Annotated in this window: 23 protein-coding genes; 13 read left to right on the top strand and 10 right to left on the bottom strand. The window is 45.4% G+C overall.

Features of this window, described 5'->3' with window-relative positions; genetic code table 11:
* Nucleotides 1-23 precede the first annotated feature (23 nt).
* On the bottom strand, nucleotides 24-2,882 hold the full coding sequence (locus H6F77_RS00450; protein ID WP_190484299.1) for an ATP-binding protein: 2,859 nt from the start codon (nucleotides 2,880-2,882) through the stop codon (nucleotides 24-26).
* Nucleotides 2,883-3,085: 203 nt separating this feature from the next.
* On the bottom strand, nucleotides 3,086-6,580 hold the full coding sequence (locus tag H6F77_RS27675; RefSeq protein ID WP_242021793.1) for an ATP-binding protein: 3,495 nt from the start codon (nucleotides 6,578-6,580) through the stop codon (nucleotides 3,086-3,088).
* Between the two features lie 656 nt (nucleotides 6,581-7,236).
* Here H6F77_RS27675 and H6F77_RS00440 point away from each other — a divergent pair.
* The 7 genes from H6F77_RS00440 to H6F77_RS00410 all read left to right on the top strand — a co-directional run bounded on the left by H6F77_RS00440 (nucleotide 7,237) and on the right by H6F77_RS00410 (nucleotide 12,031).
* Nucleotides 7,237-7,383 (top strand): hypothetical protein, encoded by a 147-nt coding sequence (locus H6F77_RS00440; protein ID WP_190484159.1) that lies wholly within the window; start codon nucleotides 7,237-7,239, stop codon nucleotides 7,381-7,383.
* A gap of 256 nt (nucleotides 7,384-7,639) precedes the next feature.
* Complete coding sequence (lgt, locus tag H6F77_RS00435; RefSeq protein WP_190484297.1) at nucleotides 7,640-8,560, top strand: prolipoprotein diacylglyceryl transferase; 921 nt, start codon at nucleotides 7,640-7,642, stop codon at nucleotides 8,558-8,560.
* Between the two features lie 825 nt (nucleotides 8,561-9,385).
* Nucleotides 9,386-10,219, top strand: a complete 834-nt coding sequence (cobM, locus tag H6F77_RS00430) for a precorrin-4 C(11)-methyltransferase (protein ID WP_190484158.1) — start codon at nucleotides 9,386-9,388, stop codon at nucleotides 10,217-10,219.
* Nucleotides 10,220-10,249: 30 nt separating this feature from the next.
* Entirely contained in the window at nucleotides 10,250-10,651 is a 402-nt protein-coding gene (locus tag H6F77_RS00425) for a zf-TFIIB domain-containing protein (protein ID WP_190484156.1), read from the top strand.
* Between the two features lie 140 nt (nucleotides 10,652-10,791).
* On the top strand, nucleotides 10,792-10,926 hold the full coding sequence (locus H6F77_RS28800) for a zf-TFIIB domain-containing protein (protein ID WP_375335907.1): 135 nt from the start codon (nucleotides 10,792-10,794) through the stop codon (nucleotides 10,924-10,926).
* 181 nt (nucleotides 10,927-11,107) lie between these two features.
* A complete protein-coding gene (locus H6F77_RS00415; protein WP_190484154.1) occupies nucleotides 11,108-11,590 on the top strand; it encodes a flavin reductase family protein in 483 nt (160 codons plus the stop codon).
* A gap of 87 nt (nucleotides 11,591-11,677) precedes the next feature.
* Entirely contained in the window at nucleotides 11,678-12,031 is a 354-nt protein-coding gene (locus H6F77_RS00410; protein WP_190484153.1) for a phenylpyruvate tautomerase MIF-related protein, read from the top strand.
* A 47-nt stretch (nucleotides 12,032-12,078) separates the two neighbouring features.
* Here H6F77_RS00410 and H6F77_RS00405 read toward each other — a convergent pair whose 3' ends face one another.
* Nucleotides 12,079-12,252, bottom strand: a complete 174-nt coding sequence (locus tag H6F77_RS00405; RefSeq protein WP_190484150.1) for a hypothetical protein — start codon at nucleotides 12,250-12,252, stop codon at nucleotides 12,079-12,081.
* On the opposite strand from H6F77_RS00405, the gene H6F77_RS00400 reads away from it, so the two are divergent.
* Complete coding sequence (locus H6F77_RS00400; RefSeq protein WP_190484148.1) at nucleotides 12,252-12,455, top strand: hypothetical protein; 204 nt, start codon at nucleotides 12,252-12,254, stop codon at nucleotides 12,453-12,455. The two genes, H6F77_RS00405 and H6F77_RS00400, sit on opposite strands and share 1 nt — an antisense overlap.
* A gap of 180 nt (nucleotides 12,456-12,635) precedes the next feature.
* Here the strand turns inward: H6F77_RS00400 and H6F77_RS00395 are convergent, their stop codons facing one another.
* Entirely contained in the window at nucleotides 12,636-12,881 is a 246-nt protein-coding gene (locus H6F77_RS00395; RefSeq protein ID WP_199321101.1) for an AbrB/MazE/SpoVT family DNA-binding domain-containing protein, read from the bottom strand.
* Between the two features lie 199 nt (nucleotides 12,882-13,080).
* On the opposite strand from H6F77_RS00395, the gene ispG reads away from it, so the two are divergent.
* The 3 genes from ispG to ctpC all read left to right on the top strand — a co-directional run bounded on the left by ispG (nucleotide 13,081) and on the right by ctpC (nucleotide 16,639).
* Nucleotides 13,081-14,298, top strand: coding sequence for a (E)-4-hydroxy-3-methylbut-2-enyl-diphosphate synthase (gene ispG / locus H6F77_RS00390; protein WP_190484146.1), 1,218 nt, complete (start codon nucleotides 13,081-13,083; stop codon nucleotides 14,296-14,298).
* Between the two features lie 328 nt (nucleotides 14,299-14,626).
* Nucleotides 14,627-15,274 (top strand): hypothetical protein, encoded by a 648-nt coding sequence (locus H6F77_RS00385; protein WP_190484144.1) that lies wholly within the window; start codon nucleotides 14,627-14,629, stop codon nucleotides 15,272-15,274.
* An 84-nt stretch (nucleotides 15,275-15,358) separates the two neighbouring features.
* Nucleotides 15,359-16,639 carry a carboxyl-terminal processing protease CtpC gene (gene ctpC, locus H6F77_RS00380; RefSeq protein WP_190484142.1) on the top strand — a complete coding sequence of 427 codons (1,281 nt, stop codon included), beginning with the start codon at nucleotides 15,359-15,361 and terminating at the stop codon, nucleotides 16,637-16,639.
* 44 nt (nucleotides 16,640-16,683) lie between these two features.
* On the opposite strand, the gene H6F77_RS00375 is transcribed toward ctpC, so the two are convergent.
* Both H6F77_RS00375 and H6F77_RS00370 read right to left on the bottom strand, forming a co-directional pair.
* Nucleotides 16,684-16,872: a DDE transposase family protein gene (locus H6F77_RS00375; protein ID WP_190484140.1), complete on the bottom strand. Its 189-nt coding sequence runs from the start codon at nucleotides 16,870-16,872 to the stop codon at nucleotides 16,684-16,686.
* A gap of 89 nt (nucleotides 16,873-16,961) precedes the next feature.
* Nucleotides 16,962-19,025: an elongation factor G gene (locus H6F77_RS00370; protein ID WP_190484138.1), complete on the bottom strand. Its 2,064-nt coding sequence runs from the start codon at nucleotides 19,023-19,025 to the stop codon at nucleotides 16,962-16,964.
* A 283-nt stretch (nucleotides 19,026-19,308) separates the two neighbouring features.
* Between H6F77_RS00370 and H6F77_RS00365 the strand changes: the two genes are divergently transcribed.
* The gene (locus H6F77_RS00365; protein WP_242021791.1) at nucleotides 19,309-20,376 is read left to right on the top strand and encodes a tetratricopeptide repeat protein; all 1,068 of its coding nucleotides are present in this window, start codon (nucleotides 19,309-19,311) and stop codon (nucleotides 20,374-20,376) included.
* Between the two features lie 66 nt (nucleotides 20,377-20,442).
* On the opposite strand, the gene H6F77_RS00360 is transcribed toward H6F77_RS00365, so the two are convergent.
* Together H6F77_RS00360 and H6F77_RS00355 are read right to left on the bottom strand one after the other, a co-directional pair.
* Nucleotides 20,443-21,588, bottom strand: coding sequence for a fatty acid desaturase family protein (locus tag H6F77_RS00360; protein WP_190484136.1), 1,146 nt, complete (start codon nucleotides 21,586-21,588; stop codon nucleotides 20,443-20,445).
* Nucleotides 21,589-22,098: 510 nt separating this feature from the next.
* A complete protein-coding gene (locus H6F77_RS00355) occupies nucleotides 22,099-22,380 on the bottom strand; it encodes an HNH endonuclease (protein WP_190484134.1) in 282 nt (93 codons plus the stop codon).
* Between the two features lie 302 nt (nucleotides 22,381-22,682).
* Between H6F77_RS00355 and H6F77_RS00350 the strand changes: the two genes are divergently transcribed.
* Nucleotides 22,683-23,423 carry a PspA/IM30 family protein gene (locus H6F77_RS00350; protein ID WP_190484132.1) on the top strand — a complete coding sequence of 247 codons (741 nt, stop codon included), beginning with the start codon at nucleotides 22,683-22,685 and terminating at the stop codon, nucleotides 23,421-23,423.
* A 66-nt stretch (nucleotides 23,424-23,489) separates the two neighbouring features.
* On the opposite strand, the gene H6F77_RS00345 is transcribed toward H6F77_RS00350, so the two are convergent.
* Nucleotides 23,490-24,119, bottom strand: a complete 630-nt coding sequence (locus H6F77_RS00345) for a cytochrome c oxidase subunit 3 (RefSeq protein ID WP_190484130.1) — start codon at nucleotides 24,117-24,119, stop codon at nucleotides 23,490-23,492.
* 60 nt (nucleotides 24,120-24,179) lie between these two features.
* Nucleotides 24,180-25,943: a cytochrome c oxidase subunit I gene (gene ctaD / locus H6F77_RS00340; protein ID WP_190484128.1), complete on the bottom strand. Its 1,764-nt coding sequence runs from the start codon at nucleotides 25,941-25,943 to the stop codon at nucleotides 24,180-24,182.
* Nucleotides 25,944-26,040: the final 97 nt, after the last annotated feature.

The following is a 26,040-nucleotide window of genomic DNA, read 5'->3' as shown; positions in this document are numbered from 1 at the left end:
TTCGGACTCCGGACTCTTCCCCTCTACTGTCGGATGGGGATTTCAATCAAGAATTCTGTCCCTTGCCCTGATGTGGATATACACTTTAGCTGTCCGCTGTGCTTATCTACGACAATCTGATAGCTAATTGATAATCCCAGACCTGTACCCTGACCTACAGGTTTTGTAGTGAAGAAAGGGTCAAATACTCTTGATTTGACACTATCTGTCATTCCTGGCCCATTATCTTGAATGCTGATTATTACGCGATCGCGATCGCTCCTAAAGGTACGAATAGTAATCATGCTGGGGCGCTCTTTAATAGCTTCTAGAGAGCGCTCCTTGTCGTGTTTTTCCAAAGCATCAATCGCATTGCTGATAATATTAATAAATACTTGATTGAGCTGTCCGGCATAACATTCAACTTTGGGTAAGTTGCCATATTCCTTGACTATCTCAATTCCCGGACGGTCGGGTTTAGCCTTAAGACGATTGTGCAAAATCAACAGGCTGCTATCGATTCCTTCATGAATATTGACGGGTTTCATGTCGGATTCATCCAGTCTGGAGAAGTTACGCAAAGTTAGTACGATCTCGCGGATGCGTTCGGCGCCAACTTTCATTGAAGACAGAGTTTTGGGTAGATCCTGGATCAGAAAGTCCAGATCTATATCTTCAATAAACTCTTCAATTTCCACATCGGTTTGCGGACAGCGTTGCTGGTACAAATTGACTAAACCGAGTAGATCGTTGGTGTACTCACCCACATGGGTGATGTTGCCATAAATAAAATTAACTGGGTTATTAATTTCGTGAGCCACACCAGCGACGAGTTGACCGAGGCTGGACATTTTCTCAGTCTGAATTAATTGGGTTTGAGTTCGTTGGAGATCTTGCAGAGTTCCTTCCAGCGTTAGTGCTTGTTCTCTCAACTGGCTCTCAGATTGTTGCAATGCTTCCTCTGACTGCTTGCGCGAGGTGATATCGCGCAAAATCACAATATATTCTTGCAACTTTTGATTGGATCTTTGCGAGATCGTTGCTTCAATAGTGCGTAAGCCCTTTTTGCGCTGAGCCAAGGTCTGTTCGCTCCTAAGTTCCCATTCAGCGGGTGAGACGGGCAACTCACAAAGAAATTCGTTAAGACGACGCCCAATTAGCTCAACTGGCTTCATCTCGAAGAGTTCAACAGCAGCCGGATTAGCTTGTCGAATTGCGCCGCTTTGATCTAGCACCAGAATTGTATCTGGAACGGTGTCTAGAGCAGTCATAAAAAGAGTTTCAGCGTGTTCTCGCGCTTCAGCGATAGAGGCAACTTGGGGTAAAGTAGTCCAACAAGCGATCGCTACAGCACAAAATGCAATTGTTACTAGCAGAACCACTAATAAATCCGCACTAGGCACGCCAGTGATTCTGCCTAAATTTGCGCCAATCGTCCAACCGATGCTAGTAGCGCTACAGACCAATACGATCAGTACGATTACCTGAACCGCCACAAAATCTTTGAACTTACCGTTATTCTGGGGATTGTAATGCTTTTGCCACCAGCGCGGATGGAATGGCGCAAACGGTATGCGGCGGATAGCAGCATCAATAGCCAAAATGACAATCGGCAACAAAAGTCCGATCAGCCAATCTTGCCAACTCCAAGCTAACCCTCCTACGACGAAGACAACTGCCCCCACAATACAAAAGCCCAACGATAACCAAGGCCATCGCACCTCTGCCAAACCTCGGCGCAGCCACAATCCCAGGTGGATTCCGATTATGGAGGCTAGGTAGCCAGTATTCGTCACCATTACTATACGGGCAACATCTCCCCAAACCAGACACGCGAGACTAATTAAAAAGGTAAATAATAGGGCAGGCCCCAAGACGCCTCGCTTGGAAACAACAGCAAAAACTGGCGACAAGTGTCCGTCCAAAGAGAGCTGGTACAAGATGCGGGGAAGGACGCAAACAGCAGTGGCGCAATTAAGAAAGCTGGAGAAGGCAATTAGCAATGTCACTAACATCGAACCAGCCTGACCCCAGAAGGGCTTTGATGCTGCTAGCAAGGTAATATACGTGCTATTACTAAGTCCTGGCTCTGTAGCCAACCGCGTCAGCAGCCAAGAAAAACCCAGATACACTGGCGGCATTAGCCAAGTAGCAAAGGTCATAAACCGCAAAGTTTCATTAGGGCGTCGGCTATCGGCTACAAACGAGGAAGTGGTTTCACAGCCGTATAGATTCCAAGTCCCTATGAAGTACCATTTTGCCCAGTCTCCAAAATGTAGAGATGTTGTATGGCTCGTCTCTACAGGGGGGAAAAACCCAGGGCTGTGATGTGAAAAAGTTAACCACCACAAGCCCTGAAAGCAAAAAGTGAGTAAGAATCCCACTGCTGGGATGAGAAAAAATAAATGGAGTATAGCTAAAGCGCGGGTGCCGCTAAATGCCACCACAAAAGCTATACAGGTGAATCCAATGTTGAGTGCTAATGTAGGACAAGCAATACCTAAAGGTTCTAGGTTGGCTTTAATCAAGTCGCTGAGAACAGTTGCAATTACCGCTGGAGCCGATGCCCATCCAACGAAATATCCGAGTGCCACATAGCGAGCCAGCCCTGGATAGTGCTTTAGCAGCCTCGCAGCGTAGTTGGGCGTTCCCCCTGACATTTCCGGCCAACGCATGCCTAAGCGTTGCACCTGAAAGTTGAGCAGCATCCCCACAATTGTCCCAGGCAACCAGACGAAGATAGCATTTACTCCAAGCGCAGCGTGGATGGCCGGTGCAACGGCGATCCATCCGGTGTGAGCAGTGAGACCGAAGCCCCAAGTTTCAAAAGCACTCAAGCTGCGGGGGAGGCGCATGGTTGAGTGCTGATTCTTGTCCACGCCGACGACAGGCTGATCGAGCATTATTTTTAAATCGGATATTGTAATACTAATCACCATTTAGCCAATTTTTAGGATTGGGAAAACCGTGTAAGTTCTTAAACTTGCTAAAAACCCGAGTAAATTTTTGAGTATTTTCCCTGAGAACGAATGTTTTAAGCAGTAACGTTGGGTAGGAGCGATCGCCATTGGAAATACCTACAACGTTGCCTACCCAAAGTTGTTACCTAGCTGATTTTCCGGACGGGTATTTCAATCAACAATTCTGCACCCTGCCCTGACTGTGATAAACACTTGATCTCACCGCCGTGTTTATTGACAATAATCTCATAGCTGATTGATAATCCTAAACCTGTGCCCTGACCTACAGGTTTAGTTGTAAAGAACGGGTCAAATAGCCGTGATTTGACGTTATCTGCCATTCCTGGCCCGTTATCTTTAATACTGATAAGTACGCGATTTTTCTCTAAAGCTTGGGTGGCGATGGTAATGCTACTGGGATGTTTTTTAATTTCTTCTAGTGAGCGATCGCTGTCGTGATTGTCTAAAGCATCAATCGCATTGCTCACAATGTTCATAAACACCTGATTTAGCTGTCCGGCATAACATTCAACTTGTGGCAATTTGCCATAGTTTTTAATAATTTCTATTCCCGGACGCTCCGGTTTATCTTTAATACGATTGTGCAAAATCAACAGCGTGCTATCTATTCCCTCGTGAATATTAACAAATTTCATTTCACTTTCGTCAAGCCGAGAGAAGTTACGCAAAGTTAGCACAATTTCACGGATGCGTTTAGCGCCAATTCTCATTGAGGCTAATGTTTTAGGCAGATCTTCAATCAGAAAATCTAGATCAATTTCTTCAACAAATTTTTGTATTTCTAAATCTGCCGATGGAAAGCGCTGTTGGTAAAGTTTAGCTAAATCGAGTAAATCGTTAGCGTAGTCATCAACGTGAGTTAGATTGCCATAAATAAAATTAACCGGGTTATTTATTTCATGGGCAACACCAGCGACTAATTGACCCAAACTAGACATTTTCTCGGTCTGAATAAGTTGAGCTTGGGTGTGTTTGAGCTGCTGTAAAGCGTTTTCTAGATGTTGGGCTTGAGTCTGCGCTGTGTGGGCGGCGGTGCAGCTGTGTTGATAGAGTTCAGCTTGATGAATGGCGATCGCAGCTCGATCGGCTAACTTTTGCAACAACTCAATTTCAGCTGTCTGCCAAACTCTAGTAGCACCACACTCGTGGGCAATAAGCAAACCCCATAAATGAGAATCTATCCGAATTGGTAAAACAAGGTTGGCTTGCACCTGAATATTCTGCAAAAACTCTTTGTGGCACGGATGTAAATCTGATTCAACTACGTTGTTAACACTTTTAACTCGTCCGGCTTCATAAAGCAGAGCATGTTCGCTGGGAAAGCATTCATCAGCATACATCTCACCCAAAAGCGAGTTCCAATTACCTGTCACCTCTTCTACGACCACTTTGCCTTGCCAGCCGCCATTAAAGTGGTAAATCACCACGCGGTCTGTGTTGAGCAAACGTCGCACTTCTCGGACGATAGTTTGCAGAATCGTCTTGGAATCTAAAGTACTGCGGATTTGGTCTGTAACGTGCTTGAGAATCCTATCCGATTCCAAAGATTGAATTAATTGAGACTGCGCTTGTTGCAATTCATAGAGCGTTTTCTCTAATCTTTCGGCTTGCTCTGTGGCAGTAACAGCAAGTTCTTCCTTTAGCTGCAAAGTTTGCTGGAGTTGAGCTTCAGCCTGCTTGCGTTCTGTGATGTCGCGCAAAATAACTATATATTGTTGCAGATTCCGATTTGAACGCTCGGAAATAGTCGTTTCAATAATGCGTAGTAAAGGCGATGCATCAATTGCCCCTACAGAATAAATAGTTAATTTCTGTTCGCTGGTGTGGGGCCACTGACCAGGATCGGAAGCCAACCCTGGAAATAAGTTATTAAGGCGATGCCCAAATAGATCTTTGGCGTTCATGCCAAAAAGTAGTTCAGCCGCTGGGTTAGCTTGGGCGATCGCGCCGTTTTCATCTAAGACGAGAATGGTATCTGGAACGGTGTCGAGAGCAGTAATAAACAAGTTTTCTGCTTGTTCTCTTGCTTCGGCGATCGAGGCAACTTGGGGCAAAGTAGTCCAACAGGCGATCGCGATCGCTACAAATGCCAAGGTCATCAGCAAAACAACCAATATATTGTTGTTGGCATTGCTATCGATATGCTCAAACTTGTCCCTAATCATCCAGCCTATAGCGGTACCGCTACAGACCAATACGATCAGGATGACTATTTGAAGCACAACAAAATCTTTAATCTCAACTGAAGACCGCTGACGATAACGCTGGTTCCACCACGCTGCATGGAACGGGGGAAATGATATCCGGCGCATAGCAGCATCCACCGCTAAAATGCCGATGGGAAAAAGAAGCCCGATTAGCAGATCTTGCCAACCCCAACCCAAGCCTCCAAACACCAGCACAACTGACTCTAACAACAAAAAGCACAGCGACAACCAAGGCCAGCGCACCTCCGGGCTGCCCCGGCGCAGCCATAGCCCCAGATGTACAACCATAATGGATGCAAGCCAGCTAGTGCCAGATATCACCACGATACGGGCAATATCTCCCCAAATCAGATAAATAATACTGAGTAAAAGTGTAAATAGGAGGCCCGGTTCTAAAACCCCCCGACGGGAACTAACTGCGAACACCGACGAAAGATGTCCGTCCTGAGCCATTTGATACAAAATACGGGGAGAGACAGCAACCGTAGTAGCACAACTTAGCAATGTGCTTGAAACGAGCAGTAACGTCACCAATAATGAACCGGACTGCCCCCAAAAGGGTGTTGCTGCTGCGGTGAGGTTAACAAAAGAGTTGTCGCCAAGTCCTGGAGAGCTGGCTAAACGCATTAGAACCCACGAGCCACCCAACTGTACTGGCAGAATCAGCCAACCTGCTAACTTGAGGAAGCGCAACGTTTCTTTGGGACGTTGGCTATCGGCGACAAACACCGCCGCGGTTTCACAGCCATAGCCTCCATAAGCTGCCATAAAGTACCACTTTGCCCAGTCTTCAAAGTTTAGGTTTGACCAACTGGTGGGAAAAAAACCGGGGCTATTTGGCGAGAAGGCTAACCACCCCATGCCTTGAGTGCAAAACAATAGTAGAAATCCGAATGCCGGAATAACGAAGAATAAGTGCAGGATACTCAAGGCGCGGATACCGCTAAACGCCACAATATAAGCGATCAGCGTGAAGCCAATTCTTAGACCCCATTCCGGATAGGCAATACCTAAAGGCTCTAAGTTGTACTTAATAAGATCTGTGAGGACGATAGCGGTTACGGGTGGAATGGAGACCCATCCCAAGTAGTAACCGATTGCTCCGTAACGTCCCAACCCTGGATAATTTTTCAGTAGCCTAGTTGTGTAATTCGGCGTTCCTCCTGCTACTTCGGGCCAGTGTTCTCCTAAGCGTTTCACCTGTAGGTTCAGCAGTAAGCTGACGATCGCTATTGGCACCCACACGAAGAGGGCTTGCGTTCCAATAGCCGCGTGGAGCGCAGGTGCCGTACTAATCCATGTGAGATGAGGCGTGAGACCAAAGCCCCAAGTTTCAATGGCGCTGAGGCTCCGAGGAAGGCGCGTTGAGGAAATGCGATGATTATTTGCTGTTAAAAATTTTTCAGCAATCATTCTTTATTTGCTATTTAAATGTGCATTAGTAATTACACTATCGTCTTCTTATACAGTTAATACGGACTAAATTATTAATTTCTAATTAATGACAAGAGCATTAATATCAGTAAATTTACTGATATTAATGCCTAGATGAAAATCTCGCTCGGTATTTTTCAGGAGGAAAAATTTCGTTATAGTAGGTACGCCAATTTTGTCTGCAATGTAAGAAATAGGTTTAATTAAGCTAGTTTAATATTTTTGTAAAATAATTAACGCTCTCAGGTTAGATTTTTTTGTGCTTTTAATTTTTTAAACAATTCTCCTACTAACTTAGTCAAAACTTCATAACTTGTTTTTATAAAATTATCAATTTTTAAATTTATAGATAATACCAGGTGTTAAAGTTATCACCTGGCCAAGATTGTCTTGTACGACAGCAGTTTGCGCCTAGCTTAAAGATTTTTTGGCGATCGCAGGCTCTAAGCAATTTACTTTTGCAATTGCTGGCGTGTTTAGAAGCTTGCGAATATAGAAAAGCACAAAACAAAATAAATCATATCGGCTGCGTTATACCCGTCTGGGTAGAAATTAAGCAGTTGACCTACACTACCTAAGAGAATTTTTATGCTAAAAACCAGGAATTGCTCTGGCAAACTCTTAGCAAACCGCTGATGTTGGAAGAATTTGGGGGGGAGCAGCTTGCAAAAATTCAGGCGCAGATGATTTGGTCAGCGATCGCTCTCGCTTCAAGATTTTCCCGCCTACATATCCCCCCGCCAGACAAAGTAGATAAATCGCTCAAACGCACAATCCTGTAGATCGGTACAGTTTCCGTCAAGCTGAAGAAGGATGCGATCGCGCCATAGGAGGGCAATCCAGGATAGTCCGCACTATAGGTTGATCAAGATGCAGACTAATCGTCCCCAAGCAAGCCGACAAAAGAGAGATACCTAAAAACTGTCCAAAAATAGCGATCGCCATTCCTAGCAACCCAAGGCAACATACAATCTATCGTGTAGCTAACTGTAGGGGGTGAGGAGTTTTCTGCCTCTCATCAGGATGACAATAAATTCTATGCTGCTGGGGATGTTTACTCTGCCCCTAGCTTTTCAATTTACTTCTCCTGGCCCGATTCTCTATAAATTTGGGCCTTTAAGCATCCGTTGGTACGGCCTTTTAATCGCGTCTGCGGTGTTAATTGGCGTCACCCTTTCCACTTATCTGGCTAAGCGCCGCAACGTTAATCCAGATTTGTTGGGCGACTTGGCAATCTGGCTCGTTGTTGGTGCTATACCCAGCGCCCGCTTATACTACGTGCTGTTTCAGTGGGAAGAATACGCCCAAAAGCCTATGGAGGTCTTTGCAATCTGGAAAGGTGGCATTGCAATTCATGGTGCGATACTGGGGGGCTTGCTGGCAGCGCTAATTTTTGCCCGACTCCAAAAAGCTTCTTTCTGGCAATTAGCAGACCTTGCGGCTCCCTCAGTGATTCTCGGTCAGGCAATTGGTCGCTGGGGCAATTTCTTCAACTCAGAAGCTTTTGGGCGTCCGACTAACTTGCCTTGGAAACTGTATATTCCGCCGTATATTTTCCAAGACGATGGTCAAAAAAGAATGCTCCGTCCTCCGGAGTACCCCAATGTTGAATACTTTCATCCCACATTTCTGTATGAGTCGCTGTGGAACTTGATGGTATTTGGGTTACTGCTTACCCTGTTCTTTCGGGATTTGCGGGGTAAGCCGCGCCTCAAGGTGGGTACTTTGTTTCTGATTTATGTGGTGGGTTATAGCGCCGGACGTGTTTGGATTGAGGGATTACGCACCGACAGCCTAATGCTAGGGCCGTTACGGATAGCTCAATTGGTGAGTTTAACAGGAATGACGTTGGGGTTGATAGGTCTGGCGTGGCTTTACCTGTTGCGTCGCCCTCTGCCCGATGTTGTCCAAGACATCAGCGATCGCAATCCAGAAGGCAGAACAAACGATGAATTATAATGGCTTGCGATGTTTTTCGCAGCTTTAGCCCCGGTTGCATTTTTGCAAAAAAAAACTCTAGAGCCAAACTCTAGAGTTAAACCAGGGTGCATCTACCAATTCTTAATTACTAGGAATATGGGTAAAATCCGGAACAATACTGCCAAGAAATAAAAAGTGTTGAACAAGTCAAGGAGTCATTAATTAAGACAATAACCATAATTAAATTACCAAAATAAAAAGCCCTAGAGTCCAAACTCTAGAGCTTAACCAGGGTGCATCTACCAATTATTACTTACTAATAAAATGGGGTAAATCCGGAACGATACTGCCAATAAAAAAATTCAACAAGCCTAATGTTCATTACTTAAGGGGCAAAATATCTTTCAAATTTCCCAAAATAAAAAGCCCTAGAGGTTGGCCTCTAGAGCTGAACCAGGGTGCATCTACCAATTCTTAATTACTAGGAGAATGAGGGAAATCCGGAACGATACTGCCAAGAAATAAACATTCTTTTTGGCAAATCCCCACTTTGCACCCGCCAACGCTGAAAGCAGAGGGAGGTAGTAAGGCGGAGGATGTACATCATTAATACGCAAAAAAAAAGCCCTAGAACTTGAGTCTAGAGCTAAACCAGGGTGCATCTACCAATTCTTAATTACTGCGAAAATAGCAAAAATCCGGAACGATACTCGCAATAATCCCAAAATTTTAGCCGCGTCCCACCATCCGGATGAACCAGGAAGTATGAAGTATGAATTAGGCTGCCTTAACCCTGCCGTAAATCCTAAAAGTTCTGATAAGCTGTATAACCTTTAAAAGCCAATTGTACAAAAGAGGTATTGTGTGTCTGACTTTGCTACCCAATCGGATTTGCCAAAATCGCTTCCAGCTTTAGCACCAGCGGTTTATATTGTAGGTGCTGGGCCTGGAGATCCAGATTTGTTGACGGTCAAGGCGCAGAAAATACTAGCAGCAGCCGATGCGATATTATTTGCTGATTCGCTTGTACCCATAGAGATTTTGCAGCTTTGTCGTCCTGATGCCGAGATTATCCGGACTGCGAATAAAACGTTAGAAGAGATTTTGCCAATGATGATTGAAAAGGTGCGATCGCATCTTTCTGTCGTCCGCCTCCACTCTGGCGATCTCAGTCTCTACAGTGCCATACACGAGCAAATGCAAGCTCTAACGGAAGCGGAGATTCCTTTTGAGGTAATACCCGGAATCAGCGCTTTCCAAGCCGCTGCTGCGAAGCTAAAAGTTGAGCTAACCGTCCCCGGACTGGTGCAAACTATCATCCTCACGCGCATCAGCGGACGCGCCTCAGCAGTACCATCGGCTGAAGAGTTATCCTCCCTCGCAGCGCATCAAGCCAGCCTTTGCCTTTATCTAAGTGCGCGGATGGTGGAAGAGTCGCAAGCAAAGCTGATGGAACACTACCCAGCCGATACTCCTGTAGCGATTTGTTTCCGTGTGGGTTGGCCAGATGAGAAAATTTGGGTGGTGCCTTTAGATCAGATGGCAAGTGTAACTCGACGGGAGAATTTAATTAGGACTACACTTTATGTGATTAGTCCAGCATTGAAGGGAGCAGAGGTAAACGCTAGCCAAGCGCGATCGCGTCTTTACGATCCCGAACACTCCCACTTGTTTCGCCCAAATCGTCCTATACGCTGACCTAAAAACAGGCTGTGAATGTCAAGCACTATGAGCGAGATAAAGTGCCCAAAATGTCAGCAAAGCCTAGAACAAGTAGTCTATGCCAGTATTGAAGTAGACCGCTGCCTAAACTGCAAAGGGATTTGGTTTGATTCCCTTAAGGCTGACAAGCTAAAAACTATTCAAGGTTCTGAAAGTTTAGACATTGGCGACCCTGAAACTGGTACTGAGTTCAACCAATCAGAAGGCGATATTAATTGCCCGCGATGCAGTGCCAAAATGATTCGTATGGTAGAAATCGACCAGCACTGTATTTGGTATGAAAAATGCCCCGCGTGCCAGGGTATTTGGTTGGATGCAGGTGAATTTAAAGATTTCAAAAACAACTTCAAACCAAAAGGAATAATCAAGCGATTTAGAAATATTTTTACCAGAGGAGTTAAAGACTAAAAATATTGCTTGGTGCAAACTGCGGTTTGAGGTGGGCGATCGCTGGTTGCTTCTAGTATTTTTTTTGTAAAAATGGCGATTTATAATTCTTGTGTTCTTGGTGTTAATCTTCTAGCCTTAAATAGCACCGAGGTTGAGTAATGAGCAATATACAATACCCGAGGTTTCAAGGAAGCTGGGAACAAGTAGTCTATTCCAATACTTTGTATGAAAAATGCCCTGTGTGCTATGGGGTGTGGTTTGATGCTGGGGAATTCAAGGATTATAAGGAATAATGGAAGTTTTCAGAGATTTGTTTCTCAAAGGCCGAAATTAAGTCTAAAACTAGCGGGGGTTTTAGATTTCAGTACTTTTATCAATTATAAAATCCAATGTGCGCCTGCCTAAAGCATTATGCTTAGGTTTGTAAAGATTGCTAAACTTAAACACTGTAGTATCAATTAGGTAGGCAAAGCTTTGCTAGACGAACAAGCTAAAAAGACAATTCTGCGTAAGATTCCTCATGGACTCTATATCTGCGGTGTAAAAGATGGCGAAGAAGTCAACGGCTTCACAGCCAGTTGGGTAATGCAGGCTTCGTTTAATCCGCCTTTAGTGGTGAATTGCGTTAAGCAAGATTCCAAGTCTCACGCGATGATTAAAGCCAGTGGCGTTTTTGCTCTCAGCATCTTGGAAGCAGGACAAAAAGAAGTAGCGCAGAAATTCTTCAAGCCGCAGCGCCGCGTTGGTAATAAGTTTGAGGATGTGGAATTCTATCCGGGCGAACAAACTGGCTGTCCTATAATCTCAGACACTCTTGGCTATGTTGAGTGTAAGGTTGTGGGAGCAGTGGAACAAGGGGACCACACTGTTTATGTGGGTGAAGTTATCGGCGCTGGCGTCCACAGAGAGGGCGAACCTCTGTTGCTGGAAAGCACTGGCTGGCAGTACGGTGGCTAAATAATTTTGTAGTGGTTAACGGTCATTGGTCATTAGAATGATGGAATAATAACTAATGACTAATGACTAACATATAGCAACAAAGTTATGCCGCTAATCAAAGTTCAAACTTCTGTTACAGCCCCAGACAAAGCTGAAGTTGAAGGATTGCTTAAAAATCTTTCAGGGATGTTGGCGCATCATCTGGGGAAACCGGAATCTTACGTGATGACTGCTTTTGAACCTGGGGTTGCTATGACTTTTGCTGGAACTGTAGATCCAGTTTGCTACATCGAAATTAAGAGCGTTGGTAACATGAGTTCGGGGCAAACTAAGACAATGAGTGAGGAGTTTTGCCAGCAGATAAACAAGACGCTGGGCGTGCCCAAAAATCGGATTTATATTGAGTTTGCCGATGCTAAGGGTTCGATGTGGGGCTGGAATGGTTCGACTTTTGGCTGAGTAAGATCGCTGTGTGATAGCGCTATAGGGTAGCCCGCGATCGCATATCACTTTGGGTAGAGGTTCCTATCCAGAGCGATCGCACTTAAGACAGCTATAACTCGGCGAAATATTATTATAATTTGTAAAAGTGAAATGGTGGTAGCGATCGCTTGTTTGCCCTGTGTCCGAGCAACCCATCTGCTAGCCGTCTTGAGAATTAGAGAAAGGGAAGGTGACAATGGAAGTTACTGTGAACTGCGCTGAAGCCTGCGTAAACGGCTGCATTTTAGGCGACAAATGCCCCAATAAGGAAAATGCAGCAGCAGCCTCAAATTTCATCAATAATACTTCGTTGGATAAGATGCTAGAGATTGCTGAAGAAGCGCGAAGAAAAAAACTCACGGAACCTCCGAAATGGATTATTCCTGACTTTCCTGAGTGAACGTAAATAAAATAATCTATTACTAGGGTGGGCATTGCCCACCTTATGTTAATTAAGCTTATCTACTTACTATTGACAGGTTTTATTATTCTTTAATTTAAGGATGTTTGTACTTAAAAAATTACTCAAAAAAGTATTAAAACCTCAACCCGATAAAACCGCGCTGCTTGAAAATATAATTCACCAAATTTCTTCAACCTCTGTTTTACCCCAACAGGCTTCTTCGCTAGATTCAATAAATCCAGCTAACAATTCATCCAACGTATATTCTGGAGGACTTTGTACTGGTTCTATTATCAATTTGCCGTCTTCTACACTACAAATAACAGTATCCTTCACATTAAGTTCTAGATACATGGCAATATGCTTGGGGATTCTAAAAGCTAAAGAGTTTCCCCACTTGCCTATGTGCGCCTTAATTTCCATATAAATTTAAACACAAAATATACAATGTAAATCTTACCAATATCCCGTAGCGTTAGCGTTAATCGCCTTATCCTTTGCCCTCCTACAGAAAGACAGCAGATGCACTAGCAGCATCGCCTTACCCAAACGGCCCCATCTATGGCAACCTGAGAAACAGGAGACAACCGCATCACTCGCTACAAAAATTACCTCACAGGTTATGCAAACTCTGCCGATTCCTAACACCGCATCTAAGCAACCCACCTTTGACACCACCATCAAGCGGCGCAAAACCCGTCCCGTCAAGGTGGGTTCCGTTACCATTGGCGGCAGCTACCCCGTTGTAGTGCAGTCGATGATTAACGAAGACACCCTAGATATAGATGGTTCAGTTGCCGGAATTCGTCGTCTGCACGAAATCGGCTGCGAAATTGTCCGCGTAACCGTCCCTAGCCTCGCACACGCTAAAGCTTTGGCGGAAATTAAACAAAAGTTGGCTGCAACTTACCAAACCGTCCCCCTAGTTGCCGACGTGCATCACAATGGGATGAAAATCGCCCTAGAAGTTGCCAAGCACGTTGATAAGGTGCGGATTAATCCGGGTTTGTATGTATTTGAGAAACCCAGCACAACTCGCACGGACTATACCCAAGCCGAATTTGAAGAAATTGGCGATAAAATCCGCGAAACTCTAGAACCTCTAGTCGTTTCCCTGCGCGATCAAGGTAAAGCTATGCGAATCGGCGTCAATCACGGCTCCCTCGCCGAGAGGATGCTGTTTTCTTATGGCGATACCCCAGAAGGCATGGTAGAGTCAGCCCTGGAATTCATCCGCATTTGCGAATCCCTCGACTTCCGTAACTTGGTTATCTCAATGAAAGCTTCGCGGGTTCCAGTCATGCTAGCTGCTTATCGCCTAATGGCACAGCGCATGGATGAAAACGGCATGGACTACCCCCTGCATTTGGGTGTAACTGAGGCAGGAGATGGCGAATACGGACGCATCAAGTCTACCGCCGGAATTGCCACCCTGCTAGCTGATGGCATTGGCGATACTATTCGCGTGTCTCTCACAGAAGCCCCAGAAAAAGAAATTCCAGTCTGCTACAGCATTCTGCAAGCTTTAGGGCTGCGGAAGACGATGGTAGAGTACGTCGCCTGTCCTTCCTGCGGTCGTACCTTATTTAACTTAGAAGAAGTGTTGCACCAAGTCCGCGAAGCAACCAAACACCTTACGGGGTTAGACATAGCGGTTATGGGGTGCATCGTTAATGGCCCTGGTGAAATGGCCGACGCTGACTACGGCTATGTGGGCAAACAGCCGGGTTACATTTCTTTATATCGCGGTCGAGAGGAAATAAAAAAAGTACCAGAATCTCAAGGTGTAGAGGAGTTGATTAACTTAATCAAAGCAGATGGTCGGTGGGTAGATCCATAGTCAGTGTAGCTGCTTCTTTTGAACCCAACCTCTTCAGCCGTCTTCAGATGAGGGTGGTTAGGAGGTTGGGAGAATTACTTGAAAAACCTTGAATTTAAGCACTCAACAGTCTGTGCGAATCCGGATTTGAAATCTATGTACGTGCATAGAGATATGAGTGGACTTGCTCCTACCATTGCCTGTGCTAGAGTTAGCCTAGAGGCTAGTACTCAATTTTCTGGTATAACATAGGTAAAAGTAGCGTAACGCGCTAGCAATATTTTGTTAACCGCATTGCGCGAAAAATGTAGATTTTAAATAGCCTATAAACAATTTAAGTTACATAAGAATGATAGTAGTAGAACGACCCGTAGCAAATAGGTCAATAAATCGCGTATTTAACCAAATTAAAGCAGCTCTACCATCTTTCTTAAGTATTAACCGTATAAGCAGTAAGCGGGTTCAAAAAATTACTCTGAACCGCCTTAAACAAGTGGCTAACTATCAGTATGGCTGCAATAGCAACTTGATTATCGGCCGGGTAGTAAGGCGGGAACCAAGGCAGCAAGTTAGTGGTTACAATACTAGAGCGAAGCAACAGCTTGAAATAGATAAACTAAGCGATCGCAAGTTTGCAGGCATTCCCCATCGGAAAATGGTGCAGCTACAATACAAAGTGGCGCTATCTGGAATCGAAGTTAAATTAACTGACGAGCCTTACACCGCTAAAACTAGCTTCTTAGATAAAGATTCTGTGAGTAAGCATCAGCTTGGCCAGGGATATCAAGTCAAAAGAGGCTCGTTTGGGGCATCGTGGGGAAAGTTGATAAATGCCCCCTTCAAGTTGGCATTTATCACAAAACTCTCTTCTTCCATTGGGGGTTGGGGGTTGGCATTCGGGAAGGACGTTTTTGCGTCGGACTCGATAGAGGCGTTTGCGGTTGCGCCAGTAAGGGACCAGCCCTTGCGAATCCATAAAATGCAAAAAGCTGCCTAAAATGTCGGTCAATACCGCATACAAGCAGTGTTTAGCATACCGCAATCACTTTGCAGTAGTTTCCATCCGGCTTTTGAAAGGATCATGGTAATCACAAAACGCGGTCTGGTTCTCGGTGCGACAGCAGTACTGCTATCGACCGTTGCTGTTACAGTCACGGGCTGTCAGATATCTCCGAGTCTTGCTAGCTTGCGAGAAAGCCCCAAAGAGTTAGTCGATGAAGTATGGCAAATCATAGACCGCCAATATGTGGATGGAACGTTTAACAAGGTAAATTGGCGGGCGGTTCGCAACGATTATCTCAAGCGAAACTATACCAGCAAGCCGGAAGCCTACAAAGCGATTAGAGAAATGCTCAAGAAATTGGGCGACCCCTACACCCGCTTTATGGACCCAGAAGAGTTCAAGAATATGCAGATTGATACTTCTGGGGAATTAATCGGCGTGGGTATCCAGTTGGCTAAAGATGAGAAAACCAAAAAGCTGGTAGTGATTTCGCCTATTGAGGATACACCCGCCTTCAAAGCTGGCATACTCGCCAAAGATATCGTCACGAAAATTGATGGCAAGAGTACCGATGGGATGGATGTCAATGACGCGGTAAAGCTGATTCGCGGGCAAGAGGGAACGCAAGTGAAGCTTACCATCCTCCGAGAAAGTAAAGAAATAGATTATCTGGTGAAGCGGGCGCGTATTGAGATCCATCCAGTGCGCGAAGCGTATCAGCAGAGTCCGGCGGGTGGTATTGGTTACATTCGCCTGAAGCAGTTTAGCGCCAATGCTACGGCTGAAATGCGTCAGGCAATTGAGAAGCTAGAAAAGCAGAAGGTTGCTGGCTATATTTTGGATCTGAGGTCTAACCCAGGTGGCTTGCTTTACGCCAGCATAGAAATAGCCCGGATGTGGCTGGACGAAGGCACCATTGTCTCTACAAAAGACCGCCAGGGAACAACAGACCTGCAACAGGCAAACCACAAGCCGCTGACTAAGAAACCTTTGGTGGTGCTGGTGGATGGTGGTTCCGCTAGTGCCAGCGAAATTCTATCGGGGGCGTTGCAGGACAACAAACGCGCTGTTTTGGTGGGGACAAAGACGTTTGGCAAGGGATTGGTGCAATCGGTGCGCCCCTTGGGAGATGGATCGGGTTTGGCGGTGACAATTGCGAAATATTACACTCCCAAGGGACGAGATATAAACCAAGAGGGAATTCCGCCAGATGTGGTGCTGGAACTGACAGATGCTCAACGGAAGGAGTTGCAGGGCGATACCACTAAAATCGGTAGTGCAAATGACCCGCAATACACGAAGGCTCTGGACATACTAAAACAGAAGATTGCTCAAAGCGGAACTACAGCAGAGAAATAAAAAGTAAAAAGGCAAAAGAAAATATTTCTTTTGCCTTTTTACCTTTACTGGGGTTGGCATTTACCAGCCCGAATTAAGCCAATACGCTTTGCGATCGCTTCTTGTTGTGATTGAAACGGCCCCCATTTCTCTACAAAAGCTGATTCTTCCTCCCCTTCTACTTGCGAGTTGGGGAGGATTTCGCAATTTCCCTCTTCGCGCTTGACAATATACCAAGTTTGTAAGCTTTGCATTGGCTAAAGTTGAACGGCTCCAGGCGCAGAAGAAGCACAGACGAGAAAAGGCAAAAGAAAAGATTATTTTCCTTTTGCCTTTTTACTTTTTACTTGCCATTACCGTTGCTGGTAGTGGCTAGGACTCTTTCAGCTAGCTTGTCGGGGACTTCTTGAAGATGGTCGAAATGCCAGTTGAAGAAGCCAACGCCCATAGTGAGCGATCGCAACTCTACGATAAAATCATGCATCTCGGCTTGCGGTAAATATGCCGAAACACAATCCCAACCCGACCAATCCGCCTTACCTTCGTAACCCAGAATTTGCCCGCGACGACCGCTAACCAATTGCAGCACCTTCGAGGTAAACTCAGCCGGAGCGCACACCTCAATAGAAACAATCGGTTCTAGCAGCGTTGGTTCGCACTGCGCCATCCCCGTTTGCATCGCTAGCCGCGCCGCCTGCTTAAACGCCTGTTCGGAACTATCTACCGAGTGATAGGAGCCGTTCGTCAGCGTTACAGCTACATCGACTACAGGGAAACCCAAGGGGCCGTGTACTAGATACTCCCGCACGCCTATTTCCACGCCGGGGATATACTGGCGCGGAACCACGCCCCCTACAATAGTTTGATTGAAGCTGACACCTTCACCGCGCGGCAGAGGCTTAATGTCGAGATATACATCGCCAAACTGACCGTGACCGCCCGATTGATGCTTGTAGCGCCCGTGAACCGATGAGCTTGATTTGCGGATAGTCTCCTTGTAGGGAACTTGCGGCAGGTGAGTTACCATTGGCAGGTTGTACTTGCGTCGCAGTCGGTCTAGCGCTACCTGGATGTGAATTTCACCTTGACCCCAGAGGATGACTTCGTGGGTGTCGCCGTGTTGTTCCCAAGCCAGACAGGGGTCTTCTTCGAGTAATTTGCCTATAGCGCTACTGAGTTTAACTTCATCGTTGCGCTTTTCGGGTGCGATCGCTAGGGCAAAAACTGGTATTACCTTCTCTGCTTTAGGTAACTCCGCCGCTATTTGTTCGTTGCTGGCTGCTAGGGTGTCTCCAGTTTTAATTCCCTCCAAGCGTCCTAGCGCGACAATTTCACCAGCACCAGCAGAAGCTAAGCTCTGTTGTTGTTGACCCATCATGCGGTACAACCCACCGACGCGGACGCCATTTAAGACAATTCCATCAGTCAGCGTACCCTGCCATACTCGCACTAGAGAAAGTTTGCCGCCTTGGGGGGTGTAATAGGTCTTAATTACTTGAGCCAGTGGCGCATCGGCGTGGAGGACTATTCCCCGACGTTCGGCAGTAGTTGTCGGGTCTGGTGCTTCGCGCAACAATGCTTGTAGTAGGGGACGAACGCCGTAATCTTGCTCGGCAATGCCGATAAAAACGGGCACTATTAAGTCTGCCCCTAATTCCATTTTCAGGTCTTGCAGAATTTCTTCTTGCGGTGGTTCAATTTCCTCTAAGAGTTCTTCTAGCAGGTGGTCGTCAAAATTGGCTAATGTCTCTAACATTTCCGCCCGTGCTGCTTGTTCCTGCTCTCTTAAAGCCTCTGGAAGCGGTACTGGGTCAGCAGGCGCACCGGGGTGATAGTGATAAGCTTGTTCGCTCACTAAGTCTATAAAGCCGATTATTTGTTCGCCTTGACCAATGGGATATTGGTGCGGCACGATGGGTCGGCTGGAGACGCTTTTGAGGGCGTACAAAACTTCTTTAAAGTTGGTAAGGCAACGTGTCTCGTCAGTGCAAACACGATCCATTTTGTTGATAAAGACTAGGTGCGGGATTTCCCAGTCGTCGAGGAATTTAAATAGAGGAGCGAGGGTGAGGACGCGATCGCTTGATGGTTCGCATACTACTATTGCTGCATCAACGCCTATTAAGGCGTTATATGTTTCTCCCGCAAACTCTACGGAACCGGGGCAGTCTACAAATGTAAAGCGCACGCCTTCATAATCGGTGCAGGCGGCTGCTACCTCTACACTCATATGGCGATCGCGTGCCTCAGTCGAACTATCGCCGACCGTGTTACCATCGCTTGTGCGTCCCTTGCGGGTAATCGCACCTGTTACAAACAATAAACTTTCTAGCAATGTTGTTTTGCCGCTTAGATACGGGCCAACAATTGCCACATTCCGCGTGCCTGAAATGACTTTTTCGTTCATAAGTCACCCCTTAAGATAGATAGGATTAACGCGACTTGACCCCATTTATTTTGCCGGGATCAATAATGACTTCATCTAGATGGACATTAACCATCTATGTTTGTGAGATTAGCGCGTATCGAGCTAGTTGAAATAAAATTGCAATCTCTTGTAAGGCAAACTTGGTTTAAAGTTAAGTAAAATTAATGAGTATGAATTAATGGTAATTTATATGAATAAACTCGACACCCAGCGAGGTATTTGTTTACAAAAAATAAGCGATTTGTCCCAGATAAGAATAACAATGGTAAAGACTAGGGCAAGCAACACGATGAGGTACGTTCCTCCCGAAGAGGCTAGACTAAGGCATCAGCGTAAGGGATGGATAAGAGGGTGGGTTAGTTTGCTGTTGTTTGCTACGCCCATGACGCTAGTTGTTGCACAAGGAGCGATCGCAACACTACCAGTTAGCAAAAGTCTAAGATCTGCAATCCAAAATCCCATTCCCCACAGCCTGGGAACGAGCAAAACGCAAAATGGAATAACGCCGCCGTTAGAAATAGCCCAAAGTGGTAGTAAAACGGCAGAGGAGTTGATGAATCAGGGGCTACAGTTGATTGGACAGGGGAAATTGCCCGATGCGATCGCTGCTTTTCGACAAGCCACCCAACTAGATCCTCGACTAGCACCAGCACAATATAATTTAGGGCTAGCTTTGCGACAGCAAGGGGAATTGCAGCCAGCAGCAGATGCATTTTATAAAGCAACGCAGGCTGACCCTAATTTTGCTTTAGCGTATGCAAATTTGGGAGCAGCTTTACTAGAGGGGAATAATTTAGAACAAGCGCGGGATTATTTGGGGAGGGCGATAGAATTAGACCCAAAAATGGGAGTAGCCCATTACAACATGGGTTTAGTACAGTCGCAATTGGGAGAAAGCGAGAGAGCGATCGCGTCTTTTAAACAAGCGATGCAGCTAAGTCGCAATGCCCCAGAGCCAGCTTACCATTTAGGTTTGGCCTATCTACAACAAGGCAAACTTGATGAAGCGAAAAAAGCCTTTGAGCAATCAATTCAAATTAGCCCTAAATATCCAGAAGCGCATTACAATTTAGGTTCAATTCTTTTAGAGCGGGGAGACTTAGACGGCGCTCTAGACGCCTTCCGTAAATCGGCAGAGGCTAACTCGAACTATGCTAATGCATATTACGCAGCTGGGCTAGTATTTATACGCCAAAACCGATATGCAGATGCTCAGCAAGTTTTAAAATACGCTAAAGAGCTTTATGCAGCTGGGGGTAACAGGCAGTGGGAAGCAGCAGCAGAGCAGTTATTGCAAAAAGCTAAAACTGCCAATTCTCCCTCTCCTTAATCAAATACTTTCCGAATTAATGGTTAATTGTAATTTACAATCAACCATTAACTTAAAACCCTATAACTATAGGGATGAAACTAACTTACTATCAATTATCTCCTTCGGGGTTAAGCTTTTAGATTCTTGGCTGAGAGGGCAAGTAACAGACTTTTCCCCTGACCAGTCTGTAAAGGTATTTTCATCTATGTAATGCCGAGGAGTTGTCCTCAGCAAGCGCCACGCCTCTCCAGCATCAACTAAATTCATCCGTCCGGGATAGTGAATTTCTAATAACTCCCGAACTAAGGGATAATACTCAGAATTCATTCCAGGGAAGATGTGATGTTCCGTGTGGTATGAAAAATTCAAATGCAATAGATCGAATATTTTAGGAACCCGTAGAGAAGCACTGTTGATCAGAGGATCGTTAATGCTGGTCATCCGGCAAAACATATGATTGGTGTAGATATAAAATATCAGACCAGCATAGCCAATTCCAATGGGTAGAAAGTAACTCAGCACGAGTTTTAGCAAATCAAATTGTAGATATGCCACTATACTCAGATGAATTGCAAAGATTGCCAGAAATTCACCTAATATTGCGCGACGATCTTTAGCGCTAACTGTAAACGCCGCAGGGACGTAATCGACAGATTCACTATTAAACAACAGCACAGAAGTTAGATTCCGAAATGTATGCACTCCCCAGGCTGTTGCCATTCCCACTGTTAACCATAGAGGGTTTACTTCCGCAGAGGGAACAAATAGATTCTGAATCCCTTTACCCCAATTATTAGGCTGTTCGTGCAAATAATTGCGATCGGGATCTGCTAAGGAATTTGTTTTACTATGATGCACTCGATTATGAACTGATTTCCATAATGTTGGTGGCATCCATAACATAGCTAGCCCTAGCAAGCTGAATGCACGAATTATACGAGGAGAGTTTCTGATTGTGCTTCCGTGCATTAGTTCATGAGAGCTAAATAGCAAGACAATGACGCTATTTCCCATGACTAGGGCTAAAGGTAAATAAAGCACTAAGAGATATAAAGGCCAACGATCTAATTTAGACGCGATCGCCCAGCCTAAAATCAATATAGCCAGATTAATCACCAAGATTAATAACTTGCTGGGATCTGGTTCAAAAGCTTCGTCAGGAAGTAAAGGGCGCAATTTTTTCGCATACTCCCCTTGAGGAATCAGGGTTTCCTCTTCAACAAAATTCATCAAGTTGCCGCAACTCCAAAAATGTTTTAGCCAATTTTTAACTGAGTTACCACCAGTTTTTTTGCTTCGGGTAACATGGCAATACTTTCAGGGATAATTCAAAAGTTTACCAGTAGTTGTAATTAATATTACAATATTTGCAGGTAAAAACATCTATATATTGGCAGTTCACAATATCAAAAAAATGCCTTATAAGACAATAGTGTAAAATTTTCTCTGCCCACGTCTAGAAATGCACAAGCAGAAGATTATATCAATAGCTTAAAGACAACTCTTTAACCTTGTATACCTTATTTGACCAGCAGCAGGCGAAAGCCAAAACCCTCCACTCTCATATGGAATATGTCAAATTAGGGCTGATATGGTATAAGTATTTATTCAAATTTGTGGGTAATGTTGTCAGCAAGAATAGCGCCTGGAACGATAACGAGTAATAGTTGCTCGTTAATGCTTAATAAGGCATATTCCTGATATTTATTAAATAGAGCGGGCAGCGCCCACCATAGGCAATCATGCTCTTTGCCGATGCGCTTTTATTCGCTTACCCGGATCTTGCTTTTTAACCCAAGACAGAAACTTATGCATCTGAGGATCGCTTTTAAGCGATTCCACGGAGTTCAGTTCCCGTGCTAAACGGGTATTATCAAACAGGTTGTGAATCTGTCTGTGGCAGGATGAACAGATATTAATAGTTGGCCCTGGAGGTTCCTTTTTACGTTTAGTTTTTTGTTTCGGAACCAGGTGATGTACTGTTAAATGCGGGACTTCTCTTTCGCACAACTCGCAGATCATTGTTTGCTCAAAAGCACGTTAATACTAATTATATAAGTAATAATTTTTATGCCCTCCTTGCCGTTGCTGAGGTAATCTATCCTAAGAGCGGTTTAGACGATTTAAGAGCAAAATCTAGCGGCGTATGTGGCGGGAGGCGCGATCGCGGCTGCTGGTGTTTCTGCTACCGTTGACGGGATGAGATTTGCATGGATCGATCTACTGTGTTGGGAGCGATCGCTAGTGCAGCAGCTTATAAAGCTGTTCAAGGATTTGGAACATAGATAATGCTTCTATAAAACATTTCACAAGGAAAAATACTTATGGGAATATTTGACGCGAATCCATTTGTTATCGGTACCGTGGCTAACCAAAAACTTATTGAGCAACAATATATCAAGACTCAAGCTGAAGTTAATAAATGGCAGCGACGCGCTGAAATTGCTATGAAAAAAGGTCGCGAGGATTTGGCTAGAGAAGCTATTATTCGCAAGCAAGAACTTAGTGAAACTGCTGCTTCTATTAAGGCTCAAATTGACCAGCCTACAGAAAATACAAATAACTTCAACGGCAACTTACCAAAGAGCGCGATCGCTCCCACTTCTGAAGATATTCTAGAGAAGTCTATCCTAAACACACGGGATGCTGTAAAGCTTGCTGTATCAACGCTTGAGCGAATGCAACACCAGCACGAGCAAGCAATAGTTGAAGTTAAGAACTATCACCACCAAGCTCAGGTAGCTCTGCAAAACGACGATGAAAATTTAACTTTTCAAGCCCTAATTAATAAGGCAGTTGGCGGTAGAGTTGCTACAGCCCTACAGACTCAATTAGAGCAGCAGTCAGTAATGGTAGAAATCCTCAAGCGAAACTTGGTTGCTTTAGAAAATATCAAGCAAGCGCTTAACGCACAGCCTGAAATTAATCACAATTCTAATCAAGAGGAGTCTGTTATTGAAGCTGAGTTATATTTACCTGCCGCTGATGAAACTGGTGTCTCTAAATCGGATGACGTTGTTGATGTGGAATGGGAAACGTTGGGCACGGAAATAGATCAACTTTAGCAATTAAAATAAAAACCCCTTGGGGGGGTTCTCATTGCTTATTAATTATCAAAAACTCGACTGAGATTAGAGGATGTAAAGCAGCAGGAACAGTATGATCCACACGACATCTACAAAGTGCCAGTAAATCTCAGCCGCTTCTACACCAAAGTGCTTCTCGCTGGAATAATGGCCTTGTTTGAGACTGCGCCACAGGACGCCAGCAATCAGAACTAAACCAAAAGTAACGTGCAGACCGTGAAAGCCAGTTAACACGTAAAACGTGCTGGCAAATAAATTGGTTGTGAGGCCAAATGGCAGATTGCTGTACTCATAGATCTGGCCGCCCAGGAAAATAGCTCCCATGATCCCAGTTATTAGGAACCATGTCCGCAGACCTGCTACATCGTTCTTTTTAATGGCAGTCTCGGCGTTGTGAATAACAAAACTGCTTGATATCAGAATGATGGTGTTAATTCCCGGCAGCAATAACTCTAATCTTTCGGTTCCCTCTGGCGGCCAACTTGGTGCTACAGCGCGGAAAGCGAGATAAGCCGTAAACAAACCGAGAAAGATCATGCTCTCTGCAATCAGAAACACGATCACGCCCGTGACGCGGAGATCGGGATGCTCTGCGTGATGACCGTGTTCCGAGGTTGTCTCGGCGGCGTGGTAATTGAGGGCAGCCTTAGATGGCTCAACGGTTGAACTTGACATGAATCTCTAGTATGCGAACAACTGGACGATTATGTAGGGTGGGCATTGCCCACCCTACTGCTAGCGATTTTTACTTTCCCCTTGGCGGTCATCGGGATGAGCCGCGACGGCTGGATCTGGGTCAGCCCTCAAGACGGAACTAGGGCCAGCCGACAAAACGGGGTCTTTAGCATCGGAGAGGGGCACTTCAACTTGGGTGCGGCGATCGCCATACCCATAGTCATATGGCCCTGTCGCTAAGACTGGATCTGATTCAAAGTTCTCTACTGGTGGTGGCGATGTAGTCATCCACTCCAGCGTCAGCCCTTGCCAAGGATTATCACCAGCCTCCGGGCCATACATCCAACTCCAGATGGCATTCACCAAGAATGGCAGGGTAGAAACTGCCAGTATGTACGCACCAATCGAAACAATCAAATTGATCGCGGCAAATTTGGGGTCGTACTGGGCAACGCGCCGGGGCATACCTTCCATACCCAGCTTGTGCATGGGCAAGAAGCATAAGTTAAAGCCAATCAAGGTGAGGGCAAAATGTACCTTACCCCAGGCTTCGTTCATCATCCGGCCTGTCATTTTGGGGAACCAGTGGTACATCGCAGAATAAAGGCCAAACACGCTGCCGCCAAATAGGACGTAGTGCAGGTGAGCTACTACAAAATAGGTGTCGTGAACGTGGATGTCAAAGGGAACCGCAGCGACCATAACGCCGCTGAGTCCGCCGATAACGAACATAGACACAAATCCCATCGCAAACAGCATGGCGCTGTTAAGGCGGAGTTTGCCTCCCCAGATGGTAGCTAACCAGCTAAACACCTTAATCCCTGTAGGCACGGCAATGATCATGGTTGTGATCATAAAGAACATCCGCAGCCAGGCAGGGGTGCCGCTGGTGAACATATGGTGCGCCCAGACAATTAAGCCTAAGAAGCTAATGGCGATACTGGAATAAGCGATCGCTTTATATCCAAATATCGGCTTGCGCGAGTGTACTGGCAAAATCTCCGAGATCATCCCAAATACAGGGAGGATCATTATGTAAACCGCTGGGTGCGAATAAAACCAGAATAAGTGCTGATAAACAATTGGATCGCCTCCACCTGTGGGATTAAAAAATGAAGTTCCCACCAAGAGGTCAAACGCTAGCAGAATCAGCGCCCCTGCCAATACAGGCGTAGCAATCAGCGTCAGCGCGGAAGTTGCTAACATCGCCCAGCAGAACAAAGGCATCTGATTGAAGCCCATCCCTGGTATCCGCATCTTCCAAATAGTGACAAGAAAATTCAGGCCTGCCAGAATCGAAGATGTACCCAAGGTGAGGACGCTGAATATCCATATCGCCTCGCCAGCTTTACCGCTGATTATGCTTAACGGCGGATAAGATGTCCAACCTGCCCCTGGTGCGCCGACTAAGAAACTGGCGAGGAGCAACAGTCCTGCTGGGGGAATCATCCAAAAGGCGACGGCATTCAGCCTGGGGAACGCCATATCCTTCGCCCCAATTAACAAAGGAATTAGGAAGTTCCCAAATCCCCCAGTCCCGGCAGGCACGATCCACAAGAAAATCATTATGGTGGCGTGAACCGTAAACAGACTGTTGTAAACTTCGGGGCTGACGAAATCACTTTCCGGCGTTGCCAGTTCGGTACGGACAGCTGTTGCTAGTACGCCACCTATGAGATAGAAAATAAACGTCGTGACCAGGTATTGAATCCCGATCACTTTATGGTCGGTACTAAAACCAAAGTATTCTCGCCAATTTCTCTGTGCTGGTTCCATGCCATGAGCAGGGACATTGGCATTTTCTTGAAGCTGTACTTGTGTCATAGAATTTTGGATTTTGGATTTTGGATTTTGATTTTGAGTTTTCGATTTTGGATTTTGGATTCATCCTTAATCTAAAATCGCCAATCTAAAATCTAAA

It is taken from the genome of Microcoleus sp. FACHB-831 (genome assembly GCF_014695585.1).
In the GTDB taxonomy this organism is placed as follows: Bacteria; Cyanobacteriota; Cyanobacteriia; order Cyanobacteriales; family FACHB-T130; genus FACHB-831.
This window is presented reverse-complemented; position numbering and strand designations above follow the sequence as displayed.

Bases quoted from the DNA above. Each gene is read 5' to 3' on its own strand.
- lgt (WP_190484297.1), top strand. From the start codon at position 7,640: ATGCTGCTGGGGATGTTTACTCTGCCCCTAGCTTTTCAATTTACTTCT.
- ispG (WP_190484146.1), top strand. From the start codon at position 13,081: ATGCAAACTCTGCCGATTCCTAACACCGCATCTAAGCAACCCACCTTT.
- H6F77_RS00440 (WP_190484159.1), top strand. From the start codon at position 7,237: ATGTTGGAAGAATTTGGGGGGGAGCAGCTTGCAAAAATTCAGGCGCAG.
- H6F77_RS00395 (WP_199321101.1), bottom strand. From the start codon at position 12,881: ATGGAAATTAAGGCGCACATAGGCAAGTGGGGAAACTCTTTAGCTTTT.
- H6F77_RS00360 (WP_190484136.1), bottom strand. From the start codon at position 21,588: ATGAATTTTGTTGAAGAGGAAACCCTGATTCCTCAAGGGGAGTATGCG.
- H6F77_RS00425 (WP_190484156.1), top strand. From the start codon at position 10,250: ATGAGCGAGATAAAGTGCCCAAAATGTCAGCAAAGCCTAGAACAAGTA.
- H6F77_RS00385 (WP_190484144.1), top strand. From the start codon at position 14,627: ATGATAGTAGTAGAACGACCCGTAGCAAATAGGTCAATAAATCGCGTA.
- ctaD (WP_190484128.1), bottom strand. From the start codon at position 25,943: ATGACACAAGTACAGCTTCAAGAAAATGCCAATGTCCCTGCTCATGGC.
- H6F77_RS27675 (WP_242021793.1), bottom strand. From the start codon at position 6,580: ATGATTGCTGAAAAATTTTTAACAGCAAATAATCATCGCATTTCCTCA.
- H6F77_RS00350 (WP_190484132.1), top strand. From the start codon at position 22,683: ATGGGAATATTTGACGCGAATCCATTTGTTATCGGTACCGTGGCTAAC.
- ctpC (WP_190484142.1), top strand. From the start codon at position 15,359: ATGGTAATCACAAAACGCGGTCTGGTTCTCGGTGCGACAGCAGTACTG.
- H6F77_RS28800 (WP_375335907.1), top strand. From the start codon at position 10,792: ATGAGCAATATACAATACCCGAGGTTTCAAGGAAGCTGGGAACAAGTA.
- H6F77_RS00355 (WP_190484134.1), bottom strand. From the start codon at position 22,380: ATGATCTGCGAGTTGTGCGAAAGAGAAGTCCCGCATTTAACAGTACAT.
- H6F77_RS00410 (WP_190484153.1), top strand. From the start codon at position 11,678: ATGCCGCTAATCAAAGTTCAAACTTCTGTTACAGCCCCAGACAAAGCT.
- H6F77_RS00375 (WP_190484140.1), bottom strand. From the start codon at position 16,872: ATGCAAAGCTTACAAACTTGGTATATTGTCAAGCGCGAAGAGGGAAAT.
- H6F77_RS00345 (WP_190484130.1), bottom strand. From the start codon at position 24,119: ATGTCAAGTTCAACCGTTGAGCCATCTAAGGCTGCCCTCAATTACCAC.
- H6F77_RS00370 (WP_190484138.1), bottom strand. From the start codon at position 19,025: ATGAACGAAAAAGTCATTTCAGGCACGCGGAATGTGGCAATTGTTGGC.
- H6F77_RS00365 (WP_242021791.1), top strand. From the start codon at position 19,309: ATGGTAAAGACTAGGGCAAGCAACACGATGAGGTACGTTCCTCCCGAA.
- H6F77_RS00450 (WP_190484299.1), bottom strand. From the start codon at position 2,882: ATGCTCGATCAGCCTGTCGTCGGCGTGGACAAGAATCAGCACTCAACC.
- H6F77_RS00400 (WP_190484148.1), top strand. From the start codon at position 12,252: ATGGAAGTTACTGTGAACTGCGCTGAAGCCTGCGTAAACGGCTGCATT.